This is a genomic window from Microbacterium testaceum, assembly GCF_006539145.1.
GTDB lineage: Bacteria > Actinomycetota > Actinomycetes > Actinomycetales > Microbacteriaceae > Microbacterium > Microbacterium testaceum.
Map to the genome: position 1 here is coordinate 35,097 of NZ_BJML01000006.1, position 12,789 is coordinate 47,885.

General features: G+C 68.8%; 16 protein-coding genes, 1 tRNA gene and 1 other RNA gene. 11 read left to right on the plus strand and 7 right to left on the minus strand.

The genetic code is table 11. The annotated features are described in order from the left end of the window. Positions 1-19 precede the first annotated feature (19 nt). The 3 genes from MTE01_RS09910 to MTE01_RS09920 are packed head-to-tail and all read left to right on the plus strand — an operon-like array spanning position 20 to position 2,618. Entirely contained in the window at positions 20-802 is a 783-nt protein-coding gene (locus tag MTE01_RS09910; RefSeq protein ID WP_103208781.1) for an IclR family transcriptional regulator, read from the plus strand. A 50-nt stretch (positions 803-852) separates the two neighbouring features. Beyond that, the gene (locus MTE01_RS09915; RefSeq protein ID WP_103208778.1) at positions 853-1,380 is read left to right on the plus strand and encodes a MarR family winged helix-turn-helix transcriptional regulator; all 528 of its coding nucleotides are present in this window, start codon (positions 853-855) and stop codon (positions 1,378-1,380) included. Continuing rightward, positions 1,377-2,618, plus strand: coding sequence for an MFS transporter (locus tag MTE01_RS09920; RefSeq protein ID WP_103208776.1), 1,242 nt, complete (start codon positions 1,377-1,379; stop codon positions 2,616-2,618). The genes MTE01_RS09915 and MTE01_RS09920 overlap by 4 nt, the downstream gene beginning before the upstream one ends. Before the next feature lie 267 nt (positions 2,619-2,885). Here the strand turns inward: MTE01_RS09920 and MTE01_RS17060 are convergent, their stop codons facing one another. Next, a complete protein-coding gene (locus tag MTE01_RS17060; RefSeq protein WP_170210673.1) occupies positions 2,886-3,425 on the minus strand; it encodes an NUDIX hydrolase in 540 nt (179 codons plus the stop codon). 157 nt (positions 3,426-3,582) lie between these two features. On the opposite strand from MTE01_RS17060, the gene MTE01_RS17065 reads away from it, so the two are divergent. Both MTE01_RS17065 and MTE01_RS09935 read left to right on the plus strand, forming a co-directional pair. After that, positions 3,583-4,497 (plus strand): hypothetical protein, encoded by a 915-nt coding sequence (locus MTE01_RS17065; RefSeq protein ID WP_170210674.1) that lies wholly within the window; start codon positions 3,583-3,585, stop codon positions 4,495-4,497. A 152-nt stretch (positions 4,498-4,649) separates the two neighbouring features. Further along, positions 4,650-4,967: a hypothetical protein gene (locus MTE01_RS09935; RefSeq protein ID WP_141377247.1), complete on the plus strand. Its 318-nt coding sequence runs from the start codon at positions 4,650-4,652 to the stop codon at positions 4,965-4,967. Positions 4,968-5,031: 64 nt separating this feature from the next. Here the strand turns inward: MTE01_RS09935 and MTE01_RS09940 are convergent. Further along, a tRNA-Lys gene (locus MTE01_RS09940) sits at positions 5,032-5,104 on the minus strand. 103 nt (positions 5,105-5,207) lie between these two features. Between MTE01_RS09940 and MTE01_RS09945 the strand changes: the two genes are divergently transcribed. Together MTE01_RS09945 and MTE01_RS09950 are read left to right on the plus strand one after the other, a co-directional pair. After that, positions 5,208-6,032, plus strand: coding sequence for an inositol monophosphatase family protein (locus MTE01_RS09945; protein ID WP_141377249.1), 825 nt, complete (start codon positions 5,208-5,210; stop codon positions 6,030-6,032). Beyond that, complete coding sequence (locus tag MTE01_RS09950) at positions 6,029-6,598, plus strand: hypothetical protein (RefSeq protein ID WP_141377251.1); 570 nt, start codon at positions 6,029-6,031, stop codon at positions 6,596-6,598. The genes MTE01_RS09945 and MTE01_RS09950 overlap by 4 nt, the downstream gene beginning before the upstream one ends. A gap of 18 nt (positions 6,599-6,616) precedes the next feature. Here MTE01_RS09950 and MTE01_RS09955 read toward each other — a convergent pair whose 3' ends face one another. Then, entirely contained in the window at positions 6,617-6,871 is a 255-nt protein-coding gene (locus MTE01_RS09955) for a hypothetical protein (protein ID WP_141377253.1), read from the minus strand. A 30-nt stretch (positions 6,872-6,901) separates the two neighbouring features. Between MTE01_RS09955 and MTE01_RS09960 the strand changes: the two genes are divergently transcribed. Together MTE01_RS09960 and MTE01_RS09965 are read left to right on the plus strand one after the other, a co-directional pair. Further along, the gene (locus MTE01_RS09960) at positions 6,902-7,633 is read left to right on the plus strand and encodes a DUF6891 domain-containing protein (RefSeq protein WP_174799678.1); all 732 of its coding nucleotides are present in this window, start codon (positions 6,902-6,904) and stop codon (positions 7,631-7,633) included. An 81-nt stretch (positions 7,634-7,714) separates the two neighbouring features. Then, positions 7,715-8,254: a YaeQ family protein gene (locus MTE01_RS09965; protein ID WP_103208762.1), complete on the plus strand. Its 540-nt coding sequence runs from the start codon at positions 7,715-7,717 to the stop codon at positions 8,252-8,254. A gap of 71 nt (positions 8,255-8,325) precedes the next feature. On the opposite strand, the gene ssrA is transcribed toward MTE01_RS09965, so the two are convergent. After that, positions 8,326-8,695: a transfer-messenger RNA gene (gene ssrA, locus MTE01_RS09970) on the minus strand. A 186-nt stretch (positions 8,696-8,881) separates the two neighbouring features. On the opposite strand from ssrA, the gene MTE01_RS09975 reads away from it, so the two are divergent. Next, complete coding sequence (locus MTE01_RS09975; RefSeq protein WP_141377255.1) at positions 8,882-9,493, plus strand: hypothetical protein; 612 nt, start codon at positions 8,882-8,884, stop codon at positions 9,491-9,493. A gap of 64 nt (positions 9,494-9,557) precedes the next feature. Beyond that, positions 9,558-10,211 (plus strand): SIMPL domain-containing protein, encoded by a 654-nt coding sequence (locus MTE01_RS09980; protein WP_141377257.1) that lies wholly within the window; start codon positions 9,558-9,560, stop codon positions 10,209-10,211. Between the two features lie 20 nt (positions 10,212-10,231). Here MTE01_RS09980 and smpB read toward each other — a convergent pair whose 3' ends face one another. From smpB to ftsE, 3 genes are all read right to left on the minus strand, one after another. Then, complete coding sequence (gene smpB / locus MTE01_RS09985; protein WP_094734236.1) at positions 10,232-10,708, minus strand: SsrA-binding protein SmpB; 477 nt, start codon at positions 10,706-10,708, stop codon at positions 10,232-10,234. A gap of 85 nt (positions 10,709-10,793) precedes the next feature. Next, complete coding sequence (ftsX, locus tag MTE01_RS09990; protein ID WP_103208757.1) at positions 10,794-11,711, minus strand: permease-like cell division protein FtsX; 918 nt, start codon at positions 11,709-11,711, stop codon at positions 10,794-10,796. Then, entirely contained in the window at positions 11,708-12,766 is a 1,059-nt protein-coding gene (gene ftsE, locus MTE01_RS09995; protein ID WP_141377259.1) for a cell division ATP-binding protein FtsE, read from the minus strand. Before ftsE ends, ftsX begins: the two co-directional genes overlap by 4 nt. Between the last annotated feature and the right edge of the window lie 23 nt (positions 12,767-12,789).

Consider the following 12,789-nt stretch of genomic DNA (forward strand, 5'->3'; position numbering starts at 1 on the left):
GGGGCATAGCGTCCACATCGTGGACACTGCATCGCGATCCGTTCCCGGCGCCCAGGCCATCTCGCGTGCCGCTCGACTCCTGCGCCTCGTCACGGCCGCGGGCGAGACCGGCGCGCCGGTCGGCGACCTCGCGCGCGACGCCGATCTGACGCGACCGACCGCGTATCGCCTCCTCAGCGCCCTCCGCGCCGAGGGGCTCGTCGACCGCGACGAGCCGACCGGTCACTGGCTGCCGGGGCCGGAGCTCTACCTGATGGGGAGTGTCGCGGCATCCCGGTTCGACATCACCTCGACCGCGCGCGACATCGTGCGCTCCCTGGCGGTGCGAACCGAGGAGAGCGCCTTCCTGTCGGTGCGGCGCGGCGACGAGACGGTGTGCCTGGTGCGCGAGGACGGGAGCTTCCCGATCCGCTCGTTCGTGCTGTCGGAGGGGGTGCGCTTTCCGCTCGGGGTGGCCTCGGCGGGGTTGGCGATCCTCGCATTCCTGCCGTCGAGCGAGGTGGATGCCTATCTCGAGCGACATCCGGAGCTCCCCGAGAAGTGGGGGGTGTCACACTCCCCCGGGCGTCTGCGCGCGCGGATCCGTGACACGCAGGCGCGCGGATACGCGGTGAACCCTGGGCTGATCGTCGAGGGGAGCTACGGCCTCGGCGCGGCCGTGTTCACCCGCGCGGGCGACCCGCAGTGGGCTCTCAGCCTGACAGGGGTGGAGTTCCGCTTCGGCGGCGAGCGCCTCGCGGAGCTCGGACGCATCCTTCTCGCGCACGCACATCAGTTGTCTACGCGCATCGCCGCCCGGTGATCCCGTCCGATTAGATACCCCAGGTATATACCGGGGGTATACTTCTTGATATGACCCGCCACGACGACCTGCAGACCCTTCTGCTCGCGGTGCACGCCCTCACCCGCGTCGCGGCTCTCGACACCCAGACCGACGCCCCCGCCGCGCAGTGGCGCACGCTGACGCTCCTGCGCGACCACGGTCCTCAGCGGCTGGGCGATCTCGCGACACTCAGTCGCGTGACGCAGCCCGGCATGACCCGCCTCGTTCACCAGATGGACGAGGCGGGACTCGTCGAGCGCCGCCGCCTGCCCGACGACTCGCGCGTCAGCGTGATCGCCGCCACGGCGAAGGGCCTCGACGCGCTGGCCGGGTGGTACGAGCAGTTCCGCGCGGCCCTCGCGCCGCACGTGGCCGACCTCTCCGAGAGGGAGTGGGATGCCGTGGGCGTCGCCGCCGCCGCGCTCTCGCTCCGCGTGGGGATGGCGCCGACGTCCGCGGGTCGAAACGAAACCACCGACGACGAAGACGACGCCGATCCGACCGAAGATCGCGGAGCCCCCACGGGATCCGCAGAAGAACAGGAGGTGGTCCGGTGAGTGCCGGTACCGCAGCAGTCAGCAAGGCGCCCAGCGTCTGGAAACAGCCCGCGCAGGTCTGGGCCGTCGCCTTCGCATGCGTCGTCGCGTTCATGGGCATCGGTCTCGTCGACCCGATCCTTCCCGCGATCGCGGACTCCCTGAAGGCCACCCCGGTCGAGACGGAACTGCTGTTCACCAGCTACCTCGTCGTGACCGGTCTGGCGATGCTCATCACCAGCTGGATCTCGAGCCGCATCGGCGCCAAGGCGACCCTGCTCGTCGGTCTCGGGTTGATCGTCGTGTTCGCGTTCTTCTGCGCCATCAGCGGCAGTGTCGACGCGGTGATCGGCTTCCGCGCCGGATGGGGTCTGGGTAACGCCCTGTTCATCTCGACCGCGCTGGCGACGATCGTGGGCGCCGCATCCGGCGGGAGCTCCGCCGCGATCATCCTCTACGAAGCCGCGCTGGGCCTCGGCATCGCCGTGGGACCGCTGCTCGGCGGCATCCTGGGTGAAGTCAGCTGGCGTGGGCCGTTCTTCGGCGTCGTCGTTCTGATGGCCATCGCGTTCCTCGCGGTGGCGGTCCTGCTGCGCGGCCCCAAGCCCGTGCGCACCCCACTCCCCTTCAGCGCGCCGTTCCGCGCCCTGGGCCGCCCGGCGCTGGCGATCCTCGCGGCGACCGCGCTGTTCTACAACATCGGCTTCTTCACGCTGCTTGCGTTCTCGCCGTTCCCCCTCGGGTTCGGGGCGATGGGCATCGGCCTGACCTTCTTCGGTTGGGGCGTGGGCCTGGCGATCACGAGCGTCTGGGTCGCTCCCCTGCTGCTGCGTCGCCTGCGACTGACGACGGTCCTGCTGATCGCCCTGCCGCTGCTGGCCCTCGACCTGCTCGTCGCCGCGTTCATCGTGTCGTCGGCCGTCGCTCTGGTCGTGTGCATCATCGTGGGCGGCCTGGTGCTGGGTGTCGTGAACACCGCGCTCACCGAAGCGGTCATGGAAGCCACCGACCTTCCCCGCTCGGTCGCGTCGTCGGCCTACTCCGCCGTGCGCTTCCTGGGCGGTGCGGTCGCTCCCCCGCTCGCCGCTCTGCTGTGGCACGCCTACGGCGCCGGAGTGCCCTACGTGATGGCCGCCGTGTCGGTCGTGATCGCGAGCGCGTGCATCCTCTTCGGGCGGCGTCTTCTCGCCCACGTCGACGGATCGCACGCGGATGCCGCTGACGAGGGTGCCGCCGTTCTCATCGGGGACGCGGCCTGACGCCAGGGAGCAACGCCCGACACGGAGGGGCCGGCCGAAAGGTGCGGCCCCTCCCTGCATGCCGGACGTGACCTCGACGATCCTGGGCGATGCCGTGTCGGGCCGGATCAGCAACGCCCTCACCTCGCCGAATCTTCTGGTGCAGGTGCCGTAGGCGCCACGACCCGCCAGTGCGGAGACCACCCGTCCCGCACACGAACATCCCCTCCGTCCGGCGAATCGCCGCGGAGGGGATGCTTCGTGGGCGTGCCGGGGAAGGGGGCGGTTCTAGGCGCCGTCGACGCGGTCGCGCATCTCTGCGACCCGTTGCTCCAGCGTCTCCCACAGCTGATCGAACCGGGCGTTCCATGGCGTCGCGAACACACCGTCCTGCCATCGCTGGTGCACGACGTCGAGGGTGACCCACTCGGCATCCTGAACCTCCTCCGGGTCGGGCACGGGCACCGGCTCTCCCTCGATGCGAGCCACCCACAGGTCGAACAGGGCTCTCTCTTCCACGACGCGTCCGACGAGCACGAGATCGTCGGGAGCCCGCACCATCCCGGTCTCTTCGGCGAGCTCGCGCACCGCGCCCGTACGGCTGGTCTCTCCGCGTAGGGCACTGCCGGCGGGAAACTCCCACGCCAACGGGTAATCCTTGCCCGCGGCCCGCAGGCTCATCAAGACCCGCCCACTCGACGACACCAGGCACACGGATGCCACGATGTGGAACGACCCCGTCGGCACGGGACCATCGCCGCGTCGGTGCAGAGTTCCCGTCGGGGTGCCCTGGATGTCGGTGACATCCCACATCTCGTCGTCGGCCATGGGAACCTCCCGGGTTCGTCGTGCGCCGCGTGCGGCGCGTCGTTCCATCCTGCCGGGCACCGGAACCCCGCGCAGGAGGATTGCGCAGGGTAGACGCGGCGATTTGAAAGGCGCGGGATCCCCCAGTAGCGTTCCGAGCCGGGGGTCACGGGGAATCATGCTGCTGTTGTCGGTGGGGATCGTCATCGTCTCTGTCGCTGTCGCCATCGTCGTCGCTGCGTACTCCTTCGCCCGACCCCTCCCCCTGGATCCCCGCGCCGCCGCGTTGAGAATCGCCGCCGCGGCCGCGGCGCTCTCCGTCGGGTCGGCCGTCATGCGTCTCATCGGAGACCGCGATGTGAACGTCGTCTCCGTCACCTTCCCCGCCGACACCACGTTCGTTGTGTCCATCGGCCTCATGTGCGTCGCGATGACCATGGTGCGGCAGCGTCTCGCACGCTTCGCAGCGGGCGCGACACTCCTCGCGGGGCTGACGGTCGCCACGAGTTCGGTGTTGCTTCCACCTGACGCAGCGCGCATCGTGCTCCTCTGCACGCTGGCCCTCGCCTGCGGCGCCTGCGCGACACTGGCACTGCACAACACGGTCTTACCCCGGCCACCCCGCATCGTCATCGCCGTCGCAACGGCCTTCTACGCCCTCCACTGCGCCACGCGCGCGCTGGCTTTTCTGACGAACGGGTCGGACGCCGTCTTCGGCGCCGCGCCATTCGGCGTGAGCTCCTTGGCTGCGGCGCTCCTCGCCAACGCACTCGTCGCCGCCGCGATCGTCATGCTTTTCCTGCCCGTCGCCCGAGAGACCACAGCCGTCTCACGAGCGTGGACGACCTTGACCATCGCGGACTGGCGTCTCGTGGTCGACGCCTACGGAATCCTGCGCGCTCGAGAACTCGTCTCCGAGCTTCAGATCGCCGTACGCGATCGAGACCCCGACGCCCGGAACGCGCGCCACGGCATCTCTACGACCCTCTCGTCACCGATGCAGGTGCTCACGACATATCTGCCCTACGAGTACGGATGGCAGCCGCACGAGATCGCGCTCATCGCGGAACTGACGGAGCAACGCGCCGCCTGACGCATGGGCGCGTGCCAAGGCGAATGAGACCCCCGCGAGAACTGAGGCGCGAGGGCGCCACACCGTCTTCACGGTTCTTCGCACGTCGCGTACGCGATCACGCATGCGGCGCGTGCCAGAATCGCCGCACGCGATTCCATTGGGGGGGGCACATGAAGACTGGGCAGCGCGGCTTTGCTATCACCGGCCTCCTGGTCGGCGGGGCAGCCCTTCTCGTGGGGGGCACGGTGCTCACCGTGATCAAGGGGTCTCAGATCATCGGCATGGGTGTCCAGGTGTTCGGGGCGTGGTTCAGCTACGTGCCCATCTTCGCCGAAGCCACTCCGAAGCCGATACCGGCCTATGACTTCTTCTGGCCCGCGCTCACGCTCGTCGGAGGGTTGGCCGCGTTCTTCCTGGGCTGGGTAGTCATCATCAGGGGTACAGCGCTTGCTTGGCCGACTCGATTCGACCGCTCGCTTCTGAAGTGATCTTGCATCCGCAGAACGACGAACCGCCCCGCACCAGTGATGCCTGGTGCGGGGCGGTAACTTGTGCACCCCCTGGGACTTGAACCCAGAACCCACTGATTAAGAGTCAGTTGCTCTGCCGATTGAGCTAGAGGTGCGTTCCGTTCGGCCGAAGTTTCGCTCTCCGCGCCGAGGAATGACACTACCAGTCGTGACTCGAGCACACCAAATCGAGCCAGGAGTGCCGGTTATCCTTGAGCCGTGTCCTCCTTCGAAGAGCCCGCCGCGCCCCTCGCGGACCTGACCGACGATCTCGCGCTCGCCCTCCGTCTGGCCGATGCCGCCGACGCGGTCGCCATGGAGCGCTTCGATTCCGCAGACCTCCGGATCGACACGAAGCCCGACCGCACGCACGTCACCGAGGCCGACCTCGCCACCGAGCGCGCGATCCGTCAGATCCTGGATGCCGAGCGCCCCGGCGACTCCGTCCTCGGTGAGGAATACGGCACCTCGGGCGACACATCCCGCCGCTGGGTCATCGACCCCATCGACGGCACCCACAACTACATGCGGGGAATTCCCGTCTGGGCGACGCTCATCGCCCTGACCGTCGACGGCGTCCCCCGGGTCGGTGTCGTCAGTCAGCCCGCCATCGGCCGACGCTGGTGGGCCGCTGACGGCCACGGCGCGTGGACCACCACCACCGCCGGCGACACCCGACGCATCTCCGTCTCCGCGATCGACAAGGTCTCGGCATCCAGCATCAGCTTCCAGAGCATCGAGCAGTGGGACGACGTCGACCTCGTCCCCACCCTCGAGAAGCTCGCACGGGCCGTGTGGCGCGACCGCGCGTACGGCGACGCTCTCCCGTACATGTGGCTCGCCGAGGGCCGCCTCGAGCTCGTCGCCGAGTTCGGTGTGAAGGAGTACGACATCGCGGCGATCGCCCCGATCGTCCGTGAGGCCGGCGGACGCTTCACGGCGTTCGACGGAACCGACCGTCTCGACGCCGGGTCATCTCTCGCGACGAACGGCATTCTGCACGACGACTTCTTCGCCCTGCTGCACGAGGAGGGCCCCCGATGAAGCGCGCACGCACACCCCTGCTGATCACCACCGGTCTGCTCGCGGCGCTCGTGCTCGCGGGCTGCACCTCGACGCCCGACGCCGCTCCGAGCGTCGCAGCCAGCGCGACCGCGACCGACCTTCCCGCACCTGACACCGACACCAGCGCGACGCCGACGACGGCTCCGATCGATCCGACCTGCGAGAACATCATCCCGAAGTCCACCGTCGACGACTTCAAGAGCCTCGGGTGGACCTCGCAGGAAGAGCCGTTCCGCATCGGCGCGACCGCCCTCGACGACGGCATCCAGTGCAAGTGGGGCGACGCGAAGGTCGCCTCCGACCGCGTGCAGATCTTCGGTTGGGCCCCCATCGACGACGCGACCGCGCAGCAGGCGGAGAAAGACCTCGTCGCCTCCGGCTGGAAGCTGGAGCGCGACGCCACCGGCGATTACGTCACCGAGAACCCCGACTGGCTCGGCGGTCGCGGTGCCGACGGCTACGGCCTGACCTATCTCTTCGGTGACGGCTGGGTGAAGTTCGCCGACACCCGCCAGAGTCTCCTCCTCGTCGAGACGCCTCAGTAGCACGCGCGTCCCGCCGGCTCACCGGTACGGGTTCGCCGCCGCCACATCCTGAGCCGCTGCGAATCCCTCGTCCCACGCGTCTCCGCGCGCCTCGAGGCCTCGCCAGAGTTCGTCGGCCTGCAGGATGCGTTGTGCGAACGCGACCCAGTCGCTCCACCCGCCCTCGACCGGGGCGTCGCCGCCTCGCCCTTCGGCCCGCCACCGCGCCGACTCGGGAACGGCGTCGAGGTGGAAGGGACCGACATCGATGCGGGTGTGACGCGGATCGGGCATTCCCCGACGCTAGCTGGTTCACTGGGACGCATGGGATTCCTGGATCGCCTGTTCGGCAAGAATGTCCCCGCCCCGCAGGCCGCTCCCCCCGCGACCGACGCTGCCCTCGCGGAGCTCAGACGGACAGCTCAGGATGCCATCATCCCCGGCTTCCGCGACTTCGATGAGGTCGTGCAGCAGGTGCAGGACGTCCACGAGCTCGACGATGCTGCAACGGCCGAGGCCGTGGTGCGCGAGGTCTGGGCCGAGCGCCGCCGCGTGCAGGAGGGGTGGCCGTCCGTCACGGAGGGCGACCGCCTGCGCACGGCGTTCGCGATCCTCGAGGCACGTGGTTTCGTCGCCCGCGCCGACTTCACCTGCTGCAATACGTGCGGAACCGCTGAGATCGACGACGAGCGCACGCCCGCGCCGAACGACGAGACGGGTGCACCGCAGTTCCGCGAGTGGGCCTACACCTTCTTCCACCAGCAGGACGCCGAGCGACTCGCCGAGGAGCCCGCGCACCTGTTCCTCACTTTCAGCGCCTTCGCGCCCCTGCGCGATCTCGACCCCGGGCTTCTCGCGGCGGCCGACGTCGGTGACGAGGCCGCGCGCAGCGAGGTCTGGCGACAGACCGATGCCCGCGTCGGGCGGATCGTCGCCGACGCTCTCGCCGAGGCCGGCCTGCCGGTCGAGTGGGACGGCGATCCCGCCCACCGCATCGTGATCCCCCTCCCCCAGTGGCGCAACCGCCTTCCCGGCACCGCCCCCGCGACCGCGTAGGCACGACGCGGCGGGCACGGCACAGCGGGCACGGCACAGCGGGCACGGCTCAGCCCGCACGACAACGTAGGCTCGACCCTCGTGGCTATCGGCTCGACCATTCACCAGTTCACCGTGCAGCTCTCCGACGTCGATCGCGGCGTCTACGACGAGCTGGCGTTACGCGTCGCTCGGCACCCGTCGGAGACCGCTCCGTACATGCTGACGCGCGTGCTCGCCTACTGCCTCGAGTACGAGGAGGGCATCGGCTTCAGCGAGGGCGTCGCCGCGACCGACGAGCCGGCCGTGATGATCCGCGACCTCACGGGCGCCCTGGTGGCGTGGGTCGAGGTCGGGGCTCCGGATGCCGCGCGCCTGCACACCGGCAGCATGAAGGCCGAGCGCGTCGCGATCTACACGCACCGCGATCCCGACAAGGTCGCCGCCCCGTGGGCGGGAAAGCGCATCCACCGCGCCGAGGAGGTGCTCTTGCACAGCTTCGAGCCCGGCTTCGTCGAGAAGCTCGCGGATGCCATCGAGCGACGCAACACCGCGACTCTGACGCGCACCGAGGGGCGCATCTACCTGGAGCTGAACGGCGTTGCCGGCGAGAGCGACATCCACACGCGCTCCGCGGGCTGATCCCGGAACCAAGAAAGCCCCCACCCCCGCCGAAACGGGCGAAGATGGGGGCTTTCTCACGTGACGATGGTTCGTGGAGCTGGGGGGAATCGAACCCCCGTCCAACGCTGGGTCTCCGCGTTTTCTCCGGGCGCAGTCTGTGCAGACGTTCTGCTCGGCTCCGACCTTTGTCACAGACACCTAAGTCGACAAGCCCAGCCTGGGAAAAGTCCCGCGTGACGTCCAGACGCCGTCACACAGCAAGACCCCTAAATGACGCCAGATTCCGTGGCGGGGTCACACACGGTCTGACGGACTATCGGGCTCGCTTACGCAGCGAGGGCGAAGTCAGTGCGCTTAGCATTGGCACTTATTGTTTTGCAGGGAGCGTTTACGAGATAACCCCACATCCTCGGCCCGCTTTTCGCGGGTTCGCAGGCGCTGTCGAAACCGATCAGCCCCGGGAACTCCGTGAAGGAGCGACCATCGTCACGCTGTTGAGTTACCACCTCGGGAGCCGTAAGCACCCGAGCGTCACAGTCTACAACGCTTCACAGCGCACGATGATTCCTGCCCCGTGCACAACGATTCAATGACGACGGCGGAAACCGCCATTCCGCGCTGTTCGCTCTCGCTAGCGTGAGCGTCATGGCCAACCGCCCTCTCCTCCCCGTCGTCCTCATCGTGACGGGTGTCCTCAGCCTCTCGGCATGCTCGGCGGCGAACACGCCTGCCGCAGAGACGTCGGCGCCCGCGGCATCCCCCGTTTCGAGTGCTCCGTCTGCGAGCCCGGCTGCCGAACCCCGCAGCACCCCCGACGCCGCGCCCCCTGTCTTCACGTCATGCGACGAGGCGATCACGCCGGAGTTCCGGCAGATGGTCGCCGATAACGGGTGGGTGGGGTGGAACATGGTCGGCCAGCAGATCGGGCACAGCCCCTTCGACGTCTTCCCCAGCGGAGCTCCCACGGGCCAGCTGAGCTGCCGCTTCGGTGCGGGGCCCGAGGTCGCGACCGACAACGTGCTCGACCTCGCGTGGGCGCCGATCGACGAGGCTGCCGCGCAGTCCGCGCAGAAGTATCTCGCCGAGGCGGGGTTCCAGCGCATCGAAAGCACGGGCGCAACGCAGTGGGCCACCCGCCCCGGCGACGGCGGCTGGGCGGACGATGACGGCTGGGGCGAGACGTATTCATTCACCGGAACCGACGTCCGCTGGGCGGTGACCCGCGAGGATCTCGCCTACATCGCTCCTGCGGCCTGACGAGCACCTTTCGGCACGGGCGGTCGTCCTCCGCCGTCCCGCCCGCGTCCCGTAGGCTCACCGCATGAGCGACGTCGTCATCACCGTCCGGGGCGAGAGCAACGCCCGCGTCCGCGCTGAAGAGGCCGCCGTCCGGGTCACGGTCTCGACCGACGGACCGGCTCGCGGTCCGGTCGTCGAACGGGCGCAGGAGCGCGCGGCGAGCGTTCAGGACGGCTTGGTCGCGCATCTCCGCTCCGGTGAGGTGTCCGAGTGGTCGAGCGCCCGCGTGTCGGTCTGGTCCGATCGCCCCTGGAACAACGAGGGCGCGCAACTCCCCCTCGTCCACCATGCGGCCGTGGAACTGTCCGCCACCTTCACCGATGCCGGAGCCCTGTCCTGGTGGCTCGGCGACGTCGCGGAGTCCGATGACGTTCAGGTCACCGCGGTGGAGTGGCGCCTGTCCCCCACCACCCGCGCCCGTGTCGAGCGCGAGGTGGCCGCCGACGCCGTCCACGTGGCCGTGGAACGCGCGACCGCGTATGCGGACGCTCTCGGGCTGGCATCCGTCTCCGCCGTCGAGATCGCGGATGCCGGCTTGCTCGCCGCCCACCCCGAGACTCCGGCACCGCTGGGCGCACGCATGATGGCCGCGTCCGCCGGCGGACCGTCGTTCAGCCTGCAGCCTCCCGAGATCGTGGTCACCTCGGTCGTGGAGGGGCGTTTCCGAGCGGAGTGACGCCGGGGCGTCGAAGCGGGCTAGTCGCCCAGCCGGTTCTTCGTCCGCATCGCACGTTCGGCTTCGCGCTTGTCTTCGCGCTCGCGGATCGTCTGACGCTTCTCGAACTCGCGCTTGCCCTTGGCGACCGCGATCTCGACCTTGGCGCGCCCATCGAGGAAGTACAGCCGCAGCGGAACGAGGGTGTAACCGCCCGCCGATACGGCGTGGGAGAGCTTGATGATCTCTTCTTTGTGCAGCAGCAGCTTGCGCGTGCGCTTGGCCGAGTGGTTCGTCCAGTGCCCCTGCGAGTACTCCGGAATGTGCACGGCATCGAGGAAGGCCTGACCGCCGTCGATGTAGGCGTAGCCGTCGGTGAGGTTCGCGCGCCCCTGACGCAGCGACTTCACCTCGGTGCCCGTGAGCACCAATCCGGCTTCGTACGTCTTTTCAATGGCGTAGTCGTGGCGCGCCTTCTTGTTCGACGCGATGAGCTTCTCACCCTGCTCACGAGGCATGGTGCCACCTCCTCATGATCATGGGCACACAGAGCCTTACAGTCTACCCACACCGGATGGCGGCCAAGCGCGACACCGCGAGATGTCAGGCCCGCAGCCAGCGCCGGATGGCGAAGCTGGCACTCAGCGCCGCGAGCACGATGCCGATGACGATGAGAAGCGGGATCACGATCGCGACATCCGCGAAATCCACCCACGAGGTGATGAAGGCGATCCGGTCTCTCAGGTACTGGTTCACGCCGACGCCGACGATCGCCCATACCGCCACGCTCGCGAGTGCCGACCCGATGAGGGCCGCCAGCACGCCCTCGACGATGAACGGTGTCTGGATGAACCGGTTGGACGCGCCCACCAGGCGCATGATCCCGAGCTCCTTGCGTCTCGCGAACGCCGACAGACGGATGGTCGTGGCGATCAGCAGCACGGCGGCGATCAGCATGAGCCCGGCGATTCCGACCGCGACGTAGGTGGCGACGGTCAGCGCCTGGAACAGGGGTTCGAGGTATTGCAGCTGATCGGTGACAGCCTCGACCCCGTTCTGCCCGCTGAAGGCCTCGGCGATCACGTCGGACTGGCTCTGATCCACGAGGTTGATGCTGAAGGTCGCGTTGAACTGGTCCGCGGTCACGACGCCGGCGATGTCGTCGGGAAGCTGCTGCTTCGCGTTCTCGAAGACCTGGTCGCTGGTCTGGAACGTGTAGTCGCGGATCAGCGGTGCGAGCGCCTGACCATCGAGCGTCGCCTTGACGGCGTCGATCTGGTCCTGGGTCGCCGGCTCCCCGGCCACGCAGGTCGGAGCATTCGATGAAGCCGCGCACATGAACACCGCCACCTGGGCGCGGTCGGCCCAGTACGACTGCATCTTGCCGATCTGCATCTGCATGAGCATCGCGGCGCCGACGAAGGTCAGCGACACGAAGGTGACGAGGATGACCGAGATCACCATCGACGCGTTGCGGCGGAGACCGGTGAACGCCTCCGACAGGATGAGCCCGAATCTCATGACGTGGGTCCCACTTCGTCGTTGCGGTCTTTCTTCTCGCCCAGGCCGAGCCGGTCGGCGAGACCGAGAGCATCGACGTCGGGGCGGGTGACCGGGATGGAGCGTGTGTTCGTGCCGGGCTCGCGCGGCTCGGCTGCAGACGCCTCGGGCTCGGAGTCTTCGGCGGGAACCTCGGATGCCACGGGAGCAGCGGAAGCAACCGGCGCATCCGACCGTGGCGCGGCGGGCGGAGCATCGACACCCGGCTTCGTCAACGGTTCGACCGGGCCCGTGAGCCCGGTGACCTCGCGCTGCACCTCGAGGACGGCCGTGAGGGCCGCGACCGCGGCCGCACCGCGCTCGACCTCGGGCGCCAGGCGCGGGAGGCTCGACGTGTCGCCGTAGCCGCCGTGACGCTCGTCACGCACCATCTCGCCGCCGCTGAGCTCGATCACGCGACGCTGCATCTGGTCGACGAACCCGGCCTCGTGGGTGGCCATGACGACGGTCGTCCCACCGGCGTTGATGCGCGCGAGAAGGCGCATGATGTCGATCGACGTACCGGGGTCAAGGTTTCCGGTCGGCTCATCGGCGAGCAGCACCTGCGGACGGTTGACGAGCGCGCGGGCGATCGCCACGCGCTGCTGCTCCCCACCCGACAGCTCGTGCGGCAGCCGCTTCTCTTTGCCGTCGAGGCCGACGAGCGCCAGCACCTCGGGCACGGCCTGCTGGATGAACCCGCGCGAGGCGCCGGTCACCTGCAGGGTGAAGGCGACGTTCTGATGCACCGTCTTGTTCGGCAGCAGGCGGAAATCCTGGAACACCGAACCGATGTGACGGCGGAAGTAGGGAACCTTGCGGTTCGACAGCGTGCGCAGGTCGCGACCGAGCACGACGACGCGGCCGTCGCTGGGAGTCTCGGCGCGCAGGATGAGCTGCAGGCACGACGACTTGCCGGAGCCCGACGCGCCGACGAGGAAGACGAACTCCCCGCGCTGCACTTCGAAGTCGACGGCGTTCAGGGCGGGCTTCGCGGTGCCGCGATACCGCTTGGTGACGTTCTCGAACCGGATCATGGCTCGATGAGCCTAAGCGCGGG